Raw genomic sequence first — 15342 nt, forward strand, 5'->3', positions numbered from 1 at the left:
TTCCTGTCAATCAAGGGTTTGACGTCAGACCAAAGAAAGTGATTCATGAGCTATCAAGATCAGCTTCAACCGCTCGATGAGTATAACCTTGAACTACAAGCGAGTGTTCACCCAACAGGCTGGAAGAATCCGACGCCAACCTCTCGTTACAATCTAGTTGTAATAGGAGCAGGGACGGCAGGTCTGGTTACGGCGGCGGGTGCAGCCGGGTTGGGCGCAAAAGTTGCCCTGGTCGAACGCGGGCTTCTGGGTGGCGATTGTCTGAATGTTGGTTGCGTACCCTCGAAAGCTCTCATCCGCGCGGCACGACAAGCAGCCGCTTGTCGTCATGCCTCGCAGTTTGGCATCAGCACATCAGAAGTTCAGGTGGATTTTGCCGAAACTATGCAGCGAATGCGACGCTTGCGAGCTGCGATCAGTCCGCACGATTCCGCAAAAAGATTTACCGAACTCGGTATTGATGTCTACTTTGGTCAAGGCAGCTTCGCCAGCAATAATACAGTCACTGTTGACGGAACAACTCTTGAATTCAAGAAGGCGGTCATCGCTACCGGTGCTCGCGCCGCTGAGCTTCCGATCCCGGGGCTGAAAGATTCTGGCTATCTGACAAATGAGACGTTGTTTTCTCTCACAGAATTGCCCAACCGACTGATCGTAATCGGAGGTGGTCCAATCGGATGCGAAATGGCGCAAGCATTTGCAAGGTTCGGAGCCCATGTCACGCTCGTTGAACGTTCTGCACGAATCCTCGCCCACGAAGAGGAAGATGCTTCTTTGATCGTGCAAGCGGCGCTGGTGCGTGACAACGTCGAAATTTTACTCGATGCGAAAGTGACGAAGGTCGAGTTGAGTGGTAACGACAAAGTCGTCGTCGTAGAACGAGCTGGAGCCGAGCAACGAATCTACTGCGATGCCATATTGGTGGGGACAGGCAGAACGCCCAACTTGGAAGGGCTTGGACTGGAAAAAGTCGGTGTAAAATCGCATCCGAAGCAGGGCGTCGAAGTCGATGATAGACTGCGGACAACAAACAAGGACATCTTCGCAGCGGGGGACGTTTGCTCCAAATTCAAGTTCACTCACGCAGCTGACTTTTCAGCGAGAATCGTGATCCAGAATTCACTCTTTCTGGGCCGCTCTAAAATAAGTTCACTAATCATTCCTTGGTGCACTTACACATCGCCAGAGATTGCACACGTGGGAATCTTCCCGCATGAAGCGAACGAGCAAGGCATTGAGCTCAGCAGCTACACTCAGCAACTATCGGAGGTCGATCGTGCGATTCTTGATGGTGAAGCTGAGGGTTTCGTACGAATCCATTGCGCGAAAGGCACCGATCGCATCTTAGGTGCGACAATTGTTGCCGCTCACGCTGGCGACATGATCAGCCACATCACGATGGCTATGAAACACAAGATTGGACTGAGAAAAATCGCATCTGTCATTCACCCTTACCCAACTCAGACGGAAGCGATCCGCAAACTAGGTGATCAGTACAACAGAACGCGACTGACGCCACTAGTCAAATCGCTTTTCAACACATGGTTGCGCTGGCGACGATGATCGTATCATTTCGGCATTAATACATAATTCCGCTAGACCTTACTGCTCGACAGATCATACCTTGAAAAACACCAACACACTTGGCCACGAGCAGATTGTCAAGTCACTGCGAAGAGCCCCTTTGAAACTGACCGATAAACTTTTTATCGATGTAGGTTTTAAGCCACCAGCACCATCGCCCATACGCAGTCAACCACTTGTACTGCAGCAGTGCCTTACCGTCTCCGGTGTTCAACAGCTTCAAAAAATCACGCTGCGGTTCAAATTTGCGAAACTGTCGCCCATCGAAGCGAGCGCGTAGGTTGTGCCAGAGAATAGGGGCTTGCCGCACAGCATAAACACCTGCCTTCGGTGCTGGATTGTCTAGGATCGTCCCTGAATCTCCGACGGCGAATATTGGAAGATCGCCCACAGTTCGCAGCGTTGAATTCGTTGCAATAAAACCTTTGTCATCCGTTGTAAGACCAAGCTTGCCCAAAATAGGCGGAGCACTCGCGGTCGTCGCCCAAATCACACAATCGACTTGGTAGTGATTCGAGTTCTCGTCAACAATTGCGTCTGGAGTCGCATCGACGATCTTTGTACCAGTCACTACCCTGATCGCGCGATGCTCTAGAATTCGACGCAGTTTTCGGATGCTTCGAGGCCGAAGCTCAGTGGCAACTTCTGCTGCCGATGTAAAAATCTGTATCGAGGCCGCGATATCGGCATAATTCATTTCTAGTCTCGTTCGCAAACAGAGCACAATCTCGATGCTGGCGACACCACCGCCGACCACCGCGATGCGTAGCTGCCGAGAATCAGCACGCTTGCAACTCGCCTTTGCCAACTTCAGTCGCTCATCGAGACGACTTATAAAAGTGTTCATCGGTTTTATCGGCACTAGAGCCGGAGCATCAATATCTTGATAGCCTGACGGCATGGAGCCTACTCCGATGGAAAGCACGTTGAAAGACAGTGAGTCCCTGTCGGCAAAATGAAGCGTTCTCTTGGCGACGTCCAATCGCTCAACTTGAGCAACAATCAGTTGGGCACTTGCCCTGTCGCAAAGCGCCGCCAAATCAATCTTCATTTCATCATCTGTAAATTGACCGGCTAATGTGCCTGGGAGCATCCCCGAGTAAGTTGCATTGGGGAAATTCGAGATACACACGAGCTGGCAATTTTGAATGGGCGAGCGTTCCCATTCGCGAACGACATGAGCATTCGTATGCCCAATTCCTAACAAAACGATAGAACGCATAGATAGCCTTCATGGTCAACAAGACTGTGGCAGGGCCACAGTCTTGCGATAAAAGACCGGCTGAACAAGACCGGCCGAAGCCGGGAGAACGGAATGTGCTGCTGCCTTCGCTGCGTCGTTTGATATAACGCTACTTCTTCGTCACAACTTCCACCACCGCAGTGAAGGCGGGTTTGGGTTGGTTGGAACCGTCAAACAATAGCGGGCGTCCGCGCGAGCGCCATGATACAGCGTCGTTGATGCCCCAAAAGGTCACAACGTCGATTGCATCTTTGTGAATATCAAATGCTCTGAAGATACCCGCATAAGCCTCCGCCAGTTTGACATCGTGATCGTCGACCAATCCGCCTTGAGTTGCGTCGCTGTTGGCACCAACATCAGCACCAGTATTCCGTTGGCCACCAGACGCTGAATTAACGTCGAGTTCCGTTATATGAATAGGCAGTCCCAGAGCGGACATTTCGGCGAGTGCTTGTTCCATAGTTTCGAATGTTGTGTTAACATTGCAATGCGCCTGTGAACCAATAGCCATCACGGGAATCTTCTGTTCTTGCAAGTGCTTGATTAGCGTTATCAATTTTGCACGTTTGCCAGGATTCTCTAAACCGTAATCGTTATAACGCAAAATGGCATCTGGATCTGCTTCGTGAGCATACTCAAAGGCCTTTGCGATAAAGTCCGGCCCGATGATAACTGACCACGGCGAGCTGCGAAGGACTTCATCGCCACTGTCCGTGAGGGCTTCGTTGACAACATCCCAGACTTTGACTTTGCCTTTATAGCGACCGACGACCGCATGGATATGGTCGCGCATGCGTTCAAGCAACTCTTCGCGCGTCGCACGTGGGCCATTCAGATCAAAACCGCGGAAACCGCCAAATCCTCCCCTACCACCAAACCCGCCAGGACCTCGACCGGGTCCTCGATTCCCCGGCGCTGCACCTTGACCTGAACCTGGAGCATTCGGAGTTCCGCCCGGTGCGGCATCTCCCGACTCGGGCGCATTTTGAGGCCGTGGTGGATTTTCTGGCCGTGGTGCGTTTCCACCAAAACTTCGTGGAGGTGCTACGGTCAACACATGAGAAGAAGCGGTACCGTCAGCAGGACTCGTCGCATCGCCGGCTTGAGCAGCATCCGCCACATAAGTCCCCTCGAATACCCAGTTAGGAGTCTGTGAGTGCCAGACCAGTGTATGGCCCGCGACTTCCATGTCGTTTTTCATGCCGAAATCAATCAGCGCGTCACCCGCAGCGAAATCATAGCCATCGGCTCCTGCGCGAGGGTGAATCAATTGCCACTTCATTTCATTTTCCGCGACGACATGATTAAAGTGACGCTGGGCAAGAGCAATATCTTGCTTTACATCTTCTTCCGACCGCCGAAAGCCTTGCCCCGTAGTCACCGATCGATTGACCGCAACACCGACCTTAAAATGCCCTTTGAATACATCTTTGAGGGCTACATCCGGCGCGGCTGGCTTTGCATCTGGCTCTTCCGCCATTAGAACAACCGAGGCGCTGGTAAATGCAGCGCACATCGCCAGTGAAAAAAACCGTCGCGAATTAAAACGCATTTCTCAAAACCTTACGTAAGAGATCTAAAATTGAACCGAGTTGTTCGAGTACCGAAAAAGAAACTTTACGCTGTCAGTTGAAGGTGGCTAATTTCTATTAACAACAGCTTGCTCACTACCTTCAAATTCCCATCGGATTTCATCGATAGCGACAAAGCCGCCTGGCTTAGAACCACTAACGTCAATGTAAACAATGTTGGATGCTTCTACCGACAATTCAAAAAAAGGAACATGTTCCTCTGGCGATTGCCGGAACGGCACTTGATCTAAACCATCTTGAGCTATCAACATTCCTTCATTATCAAATGCTTGGACCAGAGCGGCACTAGTTGTCGACCCCCATAGCTTTAATTTGACCTTTTTAATAGGTTTTCCGAACGACACACGAACTGGAATCGCCTCGTTGGCCATCGCATTAACGACGCCTTTGCGATCTGTTCCCAAATGAGGAAAGAACGAGATTCGCCCCTTGGCCTGACTCTTTTCAGGCTCATGCGCTAAAGTGAATGTAACACCTTGTTCAGACCAAGCTGGAATTGGCTTACCGATTTCAGTCTTTTCGAAATCGATAACATTTTCATCGGCAAACGAGATCGCCGCACTGAAAAACTGAGCGAGGAATGTGACTGCGAGTAGTGGTCGAAGCCAGTCGATTGGACGCCACGTAATCATGCTGATTCAAGTCCTTGCATGGTTCCCGTAGAAGAAGCGAACTTGTCTTGTTCAATTCCCATATTCTGTAAAATCGACACGAACAGGTTCGGCAATGGATAATTTTGTTGCCGATCAAATGCCAAGTGCTGACCGTGCTTGAAACCACCGCCAGCAAACAATATCGGCATGTTCGTTGTCGAGTGAGCGTTTGCGTCGCCCAGATTCGAACCGTAGAGGATCATGCTCCGATCCAGCAATGATTCACCTTGCTCTGCAACACTTTTCAAGTCTGTCATGAGTTCATTAAGCAACTTCATATGCTCAAAATCAATAACACGCAATTGTGCAAGTTTGTCGGCAGCTTTTCCATGATGCGATAGATTGTGGTATCCATCGCTAATGGTTTCGCCTGGAATTTCTACCACCGGTGTGCCAACACTATTCAACATCAAAGTAATCGAGCGTGTAGAGTCTGTCTCAAAAGCGAGTTTGACAGATTGGTACATTAAGCGAACTTTTGCCATGTACTGCGCGGGAGTGTTTGGATCCGTCGGCGGCTCGGCTTCGATCGTCGGTTTGGGTTTACCTTCCCATTCGCGAGACGCAAGCAATCTTGACTCAAGATCTCGCACGCTGGAAAAATATTGCTCGAGTCGTCCACGATCGTGGTAGCTCGCACGACGCTCGAGATCTTTTGCTTGATCGCCGATCGCGTCAAGGATGCTGCGTCCTGTGTCGAGCTTCTTTATCTGTGCGTCGACTTCGGCTGCATTGCCCTGTAAAAACAGTTGTTTAAAAAGCGCAGCTGCACTTTCCTCTGGTGGAATCGAAACGCCTGTTCCTGTCCAGGATAAGCTGCGGTTCCCAGAATTGACAGCCAGCGTCAGTGACGGGAAACGTGTCTGGTTTCCAACGTGTTCCGCGATATGTTGGTCGAGCGAGATTGTGTTTCGAAAAGAACTGCTTGCAGGATGCGGCGCAGCCGTCAAAAAGCTGATGTCCGATGGATGCCCGCCATCGACGTTGGGATGCGAAACGCCACTAAAAACAGTGAATTTGTCGCGGTGATCTTGAAGTACATTCAAGTAGGGCGACGCCTGGTAGTCTCGCCCAGCCTGCGCCGGAAAGAATTCCTCTGGCAAGAGTCCCAGGTTATTACAGATGCCAAAGAATCGTTGTGGCCTCACATCATTGGACGACAATGCTTGCGAGTAGGCGACCTTACCAGAGGTTGACTCTAACCAAGGCAAAGCCATCGCAACTCCCGTCGCGCGGAGGAACGTCCGTCTACTAGTTGCCGGATGACTTGGTTGTTTCTTCATATTGATTTTCCAAACTGTTGAAGCGACTTGAATCGCGGCGGTTACTTGATTTGAAACAAGTCGCTTTGCACAATTGCGTGAATCATGCTTCGAACACCAAAATCTTCGGACGAAGTCTGGTCAAGGATCTGATCAATCGATTCTTGATCAGAGAAAGAGATCGGGGCACCGGTCGCATAAATCGCCAGTTGACTTGCCAAGTTACGAGCCAGTTTTCGCTCGTCGCGGAGAAGTAGACGCTTGAGATCATTGATATCTTGGAAAGAACTTCCATCGGCGAGTGAGCCAGAGCTATCTACAGGTAACGCATAGTGGAATACAAACGTTTGCCCATTTATCCCAACGCCCTTCGCCGGCGGCTGAGTTTCACCGACAGCGCGATATCGATCGCGAAATCCTCCCATAACATCGAATGCCTCTAGAGCAAGACCGGGCGGGTCTATCTTCGCATGGCATGCGGCGCAACTTGCATCCTCGCGATGCTTTTCCAATTGCTGACGAATCGTCACCGCCCCACGTATATCGGGCTCAACGGCCGGTACCGAAGGCGGCGGCGGAATTTGCACTCCAAGAATTCGCTCAGTAATCCAATTCCCTCGGATAACCGGCGAAGTCGTTGTGCCGTTAGCCGTAACCTTCAGCACGCTCGCTTGAGTCAGCAAACCGCCGCGAGGACTATCCTCGGGAAGTTTAACCAGTCGCATTTCAGCGCCTTGGACACCCGGCAAATCATAATGGTCAGCTAAACGCTCGTTGACGAAAACAAAGTCAGAGTCGACCACGTTGCGTGCCGGCAAATTATCGGCAATCAACTTTGCGACATACAGTCGAGTCTCTTCAATCGCAAACAGCTTTAGCGGTTCATCAAGTTCGTAATCATTGTAAAGCGTCGTGGAGGGAGACGTGTCATCAACTTTACGAAGATCAAGCCAGTAGTCCGTAAACGCTTCGACAAACCTCCGTGAACGAGGATCATCCAACAAACGGTTGACCTGAGAACTTAAAACCTCGGGATTTCGAAGCTTACCTGCGGCTGCGAGGTCACGAAGTTCCGTATCAGGCTCCGAATTCCATAGGAACAGCGCTAGACGCGTCGCAAGCGCTAGATCGTCGAGCCTCCCTGGTTGATCATCCAAGAACAAAAATCCTGGGGAGGAGAGTACGGCTGTGTAAGTTGTCAACATCGCGCTCGCAAAACCAACACCCTGGTCATACTGCTGGTTAAAGAGCTCAAGTAACCTTTCTACATGCTGTGGTTCTACTTCGCGTCGATATGCGCGCGCCATGAAGTCATGAAGCAGTCGCCGAGCATCTTCGTGAGCGTTCTCTGTTTGCACTTCAACACGAACGTCCACTGTTCGGGGACCGCCAAAGCCGCGTCTTGGACGACCTCCGGGTGGTCCCCCAGCAGGAGGACCGCCTGCCGGAGTCCTTTGTCCAGCCGTTTCGCCTGGCCGTGCAGCCGGCGGTCCGAAACCGCCGCCAGGAGGCGTCGCTGGCGCAGGTGCTGGTAATTGCAGGACAAGCCCCGTAGTTGCATCAGGGCCGAGGCGAACTAGCGGCAAATCACCGAACAATAGGTTGTATCCAGCAACTGTTTCACTGTCGTCGATCGGGCCGTCAACTTCCATCCATTGAATCGCGTACCCCGGCATTCCAGAGTCTGTTGCAAGCGGATTGATGTACTGTTCGTCCGTTCCATTTACGCGTGTACGAAATAATCGGAGGCCGTCGCTCTGGACGACTTCGTTCGCCACCAAGGTCGCTTCAATTTCGCATTCTGTTGGTTCGATACCAAAATCGAACACACCCAGCGGTCGGCTTTTGCCAGAACTTTGAGCGTATACGCCTATGGGCTCAGGACGTCGACCGGGCCAAACTTCATCGGCGTTCGGTCGATGCCAGAGTGGCAAATAATAGACAGGTGCCTTCTCAGGTCCAAACCCTTCGTAGAACCAGCGACCGATGCCACCGCCACTAACCCAAATCGAATAACCTTTGAATCGCAGCTTGTAACGTCCAGAGGCTGGCACACGAAATTGCCCCCAACTGTAGCCGCCCGCGTCGCTGAAGATACTTGAAACGCGTCCTACGGCTTCTCGTTCTTTAGTTTCTGGAGAAGTCTTCGGCGCCTCACCGCTCCGAACATCTGGTTGCGCTTTAGAGTCAAGCACCGGGAATGACATTCGATCCGGCAATGTTCCATTTTCACGCGGCCAAAAATTGTTGACCAGCGAGAATTCATCGCGAGCATAGTATCGCTTCTTGGTCCTTTCCGGACGATCCAGCTTAACGATTAACGCTTGTCGCAATGCATAGTCTGCAGCACTCATGTATCGAGACAACTGCACATGCGAAACGTCGAGTGCTTCACCGACTTTGTTGTAACGGTAGCGTTCGCCATCTTCTGGCAGCATATCGCGCACCTGAATGAATGGCAGATTCAGTAAGTCGCGCAGTGTGTTCTCGTACTCATAGCGATTGAGGCGTCGCATCATCGCGCGGCCATCGCGCTCGACACGGGCTTTGTCTAGAGTCGTCAGTTCGGTCGACAACTGATTGAGAAAAACAGATTTTTCCTCCGCCGGTGGCGTTGGTTCGGAACTTGGCGGCATCTCCCCGTCACGAACGCGCTCGTATATCCGGACTAGTTTTTCAAAATCTGCGCCGGCATCGACGTCCCAGCGCAGCGAATTGATGTCGAGATTACCTTCGTTCGAACCTTCGCTATGGCAATCAAGGCATGTCGCCGTCAGAAAACGCTTTACTGACTCAGTAGACTCCTGAGCTGTGACCTTGTTATGCGGCGGCACGAAAAAGGCTGCCAACGATAATGTCATTGCGACAAATAGACGACTGGCAGCCTGCATAGTCATTGATATAACTCGCCTCTAGGTTTATTCACATGTTACACAACAAGATTATTGACGCTTGGCGGAAAATTCTTCGTTTCCAAAGTCGCCCACCTGCCGAGCAAACTTGATTTCATCCCCCGAAAGTTCGCCGTTATACTTGATCAATAGTTCCATCTCTCGGAACATCAGCTTCTCGTCAAACGACACGGTATTACCTTCGACTTTGATGTCGACCAGTTCGCTGGTAAATTTTTCTCCATCCAATTCCATTGCGCCAGAACCGTGCAAATGGCCGTCCTTGTCTTCAAACGTGAAAACATAAACTTGATTACCAATTTGCGTTTCAACAGTGCCGTTCCACTTTCCAGTCAATGGGCTAGCTTCTGCCTTTCCAGCCGCAGGCTTATCTTGAAAAACACTTTGCGCAAACCAGTACAAACTGCTGCTCCAGTGTTCAGCATCGTGTCCGTGGCCATCGACATGCCACACGTGGGGAATGTCGTTTTCCTTTAAAAACTTATGAACGTTTTGGCTGATACGAATCAGACCGTCTTTGTTCCCACACGAAATCCAAAGCAATTTCAGTTTCTCTTTTGCTTTTGCAACATCTGGAATCAGTTCTTGAGCCGACTTGGTGTTTGGTGCGGCAGAGAAGGGGCCTACCCACGCAAAAGTGTCAAGATTTCCAAGACCAAAATTGAAAGACTGACCGCCTCCCATAGAAAGCCCTGCAATCGCTCGGTTTTCACGACTCGTATCCACTGAATACTTTGATTCGATGGCCGGTATAACATCGTCGAGAAGGTCACGTTCGAAAGTTGCAAACGCAGGTGCACTTTGCATCACGTTCCCTTCCGCACGATCGTTCTTCTGAGCTCGACCGTTAGGCATGACCACGATCATCGGGACTGCTTTACCATCAGCGATCAGGTTGTCGAAGATAACATTTGGAGATGCAAATCGTTGCCACTCTGTTTCGTCTCCTCCGATCCCATGCAACAAATAGAGCACCGGGTACTTCTTTTCGGCCGCATACCCCGGAGGAGTGTAAACTTGCATCTTGCGAGTCGTACCGACTGTTTTCGATTCGTACTCGATCATCTCCATCTTACCGTGAGGAATGTCAGATCGCTCTGTCTTGAAACCCTCAGGCGGAGCATCATAAGCGGCGACATCATCTGGACCGATTTCAATCGGCCCACCGAAACCACCGCCTGGCGGACGGCGACGAGGCTGTTCAGCATTGCCTTGCGCTTGAGCCGGTTGTGCGACTTGAGCGTCTGGGCTCTGTCCTTGTGCAGCTTCTTGGGAAACTGCGAACTGTCCACCGACACACATTATCGAACAGAACCCGAGAGTTCTCAAAAACAAGCTTTTCATACTGAACAACTTTCTAACAAGATAAGGAAACGACAAGTACTAGTGAGCGCCACTTTCTGAGGACTCGACTGTGACGGCGAAAATCAACGGAGTTGAAAAATCTTCGCCTTTCACAAATTCGATACTCTTCATCGGCTTATCACCTTTTACTTCAACCCGCAGATAACGAATTTGTTTCCCGTTGGCATCAATTGCGAACTTAGATTCTGGAACGTCGACTTTCTCGCGATAAGTTGCCAGATGCGTACCGTTGACCAGTTCGTGATCTTCCGTCGAGCCATCTTCAAATACGCATCGAACAATCACACTCGCCGCTTGGCTACGGTTGCCTCGCCCTTGTCCACCACCCGGACCTCCAAAGGTTGCTACCGCGCCCAAGAGATGGATAGCGGAAACCTTGCCACTACAAGCGACCGTAGTCGATGTTGGTAAAGTTGCAGGTGCGCGTCCCCGAGCCGTTTGCAACGCAATGATGTTCGCAACTCGACCTTCTTGCGGATCTTGAAGCTCAAATGGCACGCCCTCGATTTCGACTGTCCCGTAAGTCTTCAGTTCAAACTTATCGCCAGGAGCTCCACGGAAACCAGGCAAACCATTGGCACCGCTCAATGTCGCTGCCGTTGATAAAGTTAAAGGGGTGTAGCGACCTCGGTTATTCAAGAACGCCAACAAGTCGGCCATTTCTTGCTTGTTCATCAAGCTCTCGAAGCCTTCAGGCATCAATGATTTGGCCGAAGCATTCATTTCATCGATGTCTTCTCGAAGCACTTGCTCTTCCTTGCCCTGCGAATTGATAAGTCGCATCGCATTGGCCGATTCACCGGCGAGCATCCCGTTCAGAACAGCTCCTTCCTTCGTCAGGATTTGGTAAGTGCGGAAGTTGTTCTCAACGCTTCGGGATGGATCGATGATATTCATCAAGATCTCGGCCTTCGGATGAACAGCCATACCTGTGAGGTTTGGCCCGATGGACACACCCAACTCACCATGCTTGTGGCACAATGCGCAGTGCTTCTTGTACATCGCAATACCGTTTTCAACGCTACCGCTTTGCTCCGTTACAGGCATCCACTCGTCAAGCAACGCTTGTCGATTGGATGCTACCATTGCACCCTTGGATTCCATCAGCTCTTTCGCACGCGTTGCTATCTCACGAGTCGGATGGTTCAAAATCGACTGGCGTTGATCTAGCTGCAGTTCGGTGAATTGAACCTTGCCCTCTGCGATAGCATCCAACAATTTTTCGGTGGTATCCGTTCGAGCCAGCAACAGCGTCAGAATGTTGCCTGCCATCTTCGGACCAAGCTTTCCACGTACCGCTAACAGTTGCTCAGCAAGTCCGTCAACGCGCGCGGTTTGAAGTGAATCGAGCGCTTTACTGCCGATTTCAGGAGCCAATTGCGGAGTGAAAAATTCCTCGATCGCATCAACGATTCGCTCACTGGCTGGGCCAAGCTTGATCGCTTGGTCCCAGGCCGCAAGTCGCTTGTCGGAATCTGCAGCCGAATCCAAAGCAGTCGTGAATAGCTTATCTTGAATCGACGAAACAATATCGCCTAAATTCTCGATTGACCATTTATCGGCAACAGCCAAAATCGCGGCCTTGCTCTCAACGCTTGCCTCTTCACTAAGGAATCGGTCATTGAATTTCTTCTGAGCTGCCTCTGACAATTTCACCGTCAAATCCCTTGGCCATCCTTTTGCTAAGCCCTCCCACACGGCAACCGTCAGTGGTGAGTTTGGATTGACTTCCAACAGCGCCGCAATCTGATCCGCGGTCGGGTTCGAACGCGCGATGTGCTCGGAAAGCACCGCGACACGTGCGGCCAATGCACGAGCACCGGCTGGCGATGCATCATTTACCAATGCCACGAGCGTATCAACCGGATTGGTCGATGCGGCAGAGGTCCAAGCGTCTAGCAACACATCGTCTGTTCCAATGGACCCGTCATCCGAAACCATGCCCGCTAACGTCTCGCCCGAGACGCCTGCTTCAGCTCCATCAGCCATTCGCAACATGACCGAAAGCTGAACTCGAACATCGCCATCGGTCAACAAACCAGCATCGACAGCCGTTTTTACTTGGTCTGGGTTGCAGCTTGTAACAGCAGCGTTTCGCACAGGGCTGGAAACATGCTTGAATCCTTTTTCACACGCTTGAGCAAGAGCAGACTTCACGTCGTGATTACCCGACTCCGCGAGTCCAGCCAACGTCCAAATCGCATGCATGGCAGCAGGCGTCAACCCAATCTCGTCCATCTCTTTAATATCAACAAGAGCGACCAACGCATCGAGCGTCGCTTTGTCAGTCACTCCCCGTTCAACCAACAATCGCTGAGCTGTCCGGCGCCAAAAGAAATTCTTGTCCTTGAGCGTTTCAACTAAAACAGAATCGGATGCATCCCCGAGATTCGTGGAATGCGTTGCCGCATTCTCTTGGTCGAAAAGCAATCTGTAGATCCGTCCAAATCGCTTGTCACGCAGATCGCTTTCGTAAGCGGCACCTTTACCAGTTTGAAATCCATTGGGTGTTGGATTGTGCTGGATAATATAGTTATACCAATCCAGAACCCAAACATTCCCGTCAGGCCCAACTTCAGCCATGATCGGAGCCGACCAGTCGTCAATGCTTCCGACAACGTTAAAGGTATTGTTGCTGCGATAGCCAGCGCCATTCTTCTCTAAAACGAAACTACCAACGATGTGCCCGGTTGGTTCGCACACCATCGAAATTTTATTCCACCAATTCTCAGGATAGTTTCGCGCCGTGTAAAGCGCTGCACCCGCTGCTGCTGTATAGCCACCATGGTAGTCGACTTGGCGGATCTTTTCATCAACAGTCTTGAATCGATCGTTTGGCGAAATCCTCTCCAAAGTCTTCGGCGACCAACCGCCAACCTGATCGTAGTAACGATTTGGGATAGGCATATGAACGCTTGGGCAACCATTTGCAGTCGAGCCAAAGACGTAACCTTCTTCGCTGAACCCCAGCCCCCAGGTGTTATTGTTTGTAGCACGCATGAACTCTAACGCATCGACTCGGATCGTGTGATCGTTAAACGAGTCAGTCGCATCTTTGCTCGCAAGCTTCGTTTCTTTATCCAACGCATACGCAGGAGCGGTTTTGTCAGCAGCACCGGCCTTCACCTTGAATCGCCAAAAACCTTGACGAAAACGCATCTGAGGCTTGCCATTAATTATGGGCTCGGAATTGTTATAGCCCTGCATGCCCCAAATCCAGTTGTCAGGACCATACTGGAAATTACTAACGCCGCCGTGCGTGTCGCCCATGGCCCAGCCGGTGATCAACTCTTGACGGAAATCGGCCTTATCATCGCCGTCTGTATCCTTCAAATAAACCGTTGTTTGACCGTCTTGTACAATCACTCCTCCACGATAGCAAACTAGCGTCGAAGGAATGCTTAGGTGCTCGGCGAAAACAGTAAACTTGTCTGCCTTTCCATCGTTGTCTGTATCTTCGCAAATCTTGACTCGGTCTCGACCTTGGCCGGACGCATTCTGAAGCTCGTTAGGGTAATCGATCGTTTCACAGACCCACAAACGTCCGCGTTCGTCCCAATTCATTGCGATTGGCTTGCCAACCAGACCAGCGAACTCTGCTTCTGCTTGCGAACCAGCGGGCCAGTTGTCATTGGACTCTCGCGTCCACAATGACATCTGAAAACCCTTTGGTACTTGATACGCTTTGATCGATTCTTCCGCAGGCAAAGGGTCTTGCATCAGGGTAAACAGATCGCCCTGCGTTCCCCAGCGTTCACCAGCCGTATAGTTCGGAATTTTTGCCCCAACATCGGTGAAGGTGAATTTTTCTGTATCGATTGTCGGCCCAACTTTTTCAGGAGCAGGAAACGGCCGATTTGCTGCAGCTACCGCCTTCGGCTCGTTCGATTCAGCCGCAGTAGCCGTAACCAACGCTTGCTGACAAGCCCACAAAGTTCCTCGCGCTAACAACTGTTGGAATGCGACATTGCTCCAGGTGCGGAAATCATGCCCCCACGCGGTATAGAAAACTCGCCCCTTGTCGCTTGTGCGAACCCAAGTGTAAGGCTCGCCAGCAGGATCGCTAACGGGACCCGACGCGTCACTCCGCGTTTCTAGGACCACGCGATCCGGATTGTGCTTGCTGTGCATGTAACTCTCATCTTCGGATGAGATCGGCTTAAGCCCCGACATGATCTCGTGATCTGGAGCGACAATCTTGGTCTCGAACCGAGTGAAGCCGTGCCTCTGGAATTGACCGCCAACCAACGCGATGTACTTCGGCGAATTCAGAAAACAAAAGGACGCACTATGCACTGCAATTAAGCCGCCGCCATTGTCGACATACTCAAGCAGTGCTTTTTCAGCCTCAGGTGTAATGCGTTCGACGTTCGCGAACACCAAAAGCCCGGCATATCCCTTGAGGTTATCGGAGTTGATGTCACTTAACTTATCCGTATAAGTCAGTTCAATAGCGTTCTTCTTCAGCGGCTGCGCCAGCGTTCGATAAAATTCCGATGGCTTATGCAATCCCGAATCGCCAAGCATCAGGACCTTTACGGGCTCCGCAGCAGAACCGACTGAACTGCAAGCGAGCAAGAGCATCGCCCCTGCGAAAACGGAAAAACTAGAGAGCCGTTGCTGCCAGCTAGCACGCAAACTGGATCCTATTCTCAAAATGCTGTCCACTTTTATTGTCCCTGATGAGTTAACGAACGATTGTGATTTTGTTGAGTTAGTCAAGTTGGTTAA

8 protein-coding genes are annotated in these 15342 nt (G+C 51.1%); 1 reads left to right on the plus strand and 7 read right to left on the minus strand.

From position 1 onward, the window contains the following. Positions 1-45: 45 nt before the first annotated feature. Positions 46-1563: a mercuric reductase gene (locus SH451x_RS17990; RefSeq protein WP_479358391.1), complete on the plus strand. Its 1518-nt coding sequence runs from the start codon at positions 46-48 to the stop codon at positions 1561-1563. Positions 1564-1666: 103 nt separating this feature from the next. Here SH451x_RS17990 and SH451x_RS17995 read toward each other — a convergent pair whose 3' ends face one another. From SH451x_RS17995 to SH451x_RS18025, 7 genes are all read right to left on the minus strand, one after another. Next, complete coding sequence (locus SH451x_RS17995; RefSeq protein ID WP_479358392.1) at positions 1667-2806, minus strand: FAD-dependent oxidoreductase; 1140 nt, start codon at positions 2804-2806, stop codon at positions 1667-1669. Between the two features lie 130 nt (positions 2807-2936). Then, on the minus strand, positions 2937-4379 hold the full coding sequence (locus tag SH451x_RS18000) for an endo-1,4-beta-xylanase (RefSeq protein WP_479358393.1): 1443 nt from the start codon (positions 4377-4379) through the stop codon (positions 2937-2939). An 87-nt stretch (positions 4380-4466) separates the two neighbouring features. After that, positions 4467-5051, minus strand: a complete 585-nt coding sequence (locus SH451x_RS18005) for a hypothetical protein (protein ID WP_479358394.1) — start codon at positions 5049-5051, stop codon at positions 4467-4469. After that, the gene (locus tag SH451x_RS18010) at positions 5048-6355 is read right to left on the minus strand and encodes a DUF1552 domain-containing protein (protein WP_479358396.1); all 1308 of its coding nucleotides are present in this window, start codon (positions 6353-6355) and stop codon (positions 5048-5050) included. Before SH451x_RS18010 ends, SH451x_RS18005 begins: the two co-directional genes overlap by 4 nt. Positions 6356-6396: 41 nt before the next feature. Continuing rightward, entirely contained in the window at positions 6397-9231 is a 2835-nt protein-coding gene (locus SH451x_RS18015; protein WP_479358397.1) for a DUF1592 domain-containing protein, read from the minus strand. 45 nt (positions 9232-9276) lie between these two features. Further along, entirely contained in the window at positions 9277-10590 is a 1314-nt protein-coding gene (locus SH451x_RS18020; protein WP_479358398.1) for an alpha/beta hydrolase, read from the minus strand. Between the two features lie 39 nt (positions 10591-10629). Beyond that, positions 10630-15279, minus strand: coding sequence for a PVC-type heme-binding CxxCH protein (locus SH451x_RS18025; protein ID WP_479358399.1), 4650 nt, complete (start codon positions 15277-15279; stop codon positions 10630-10632). Positions 15280-15342: the final 63 nt, after the last annotated feature.

Source organism: Njordella aestuarii (assembly GCF_056494165.1).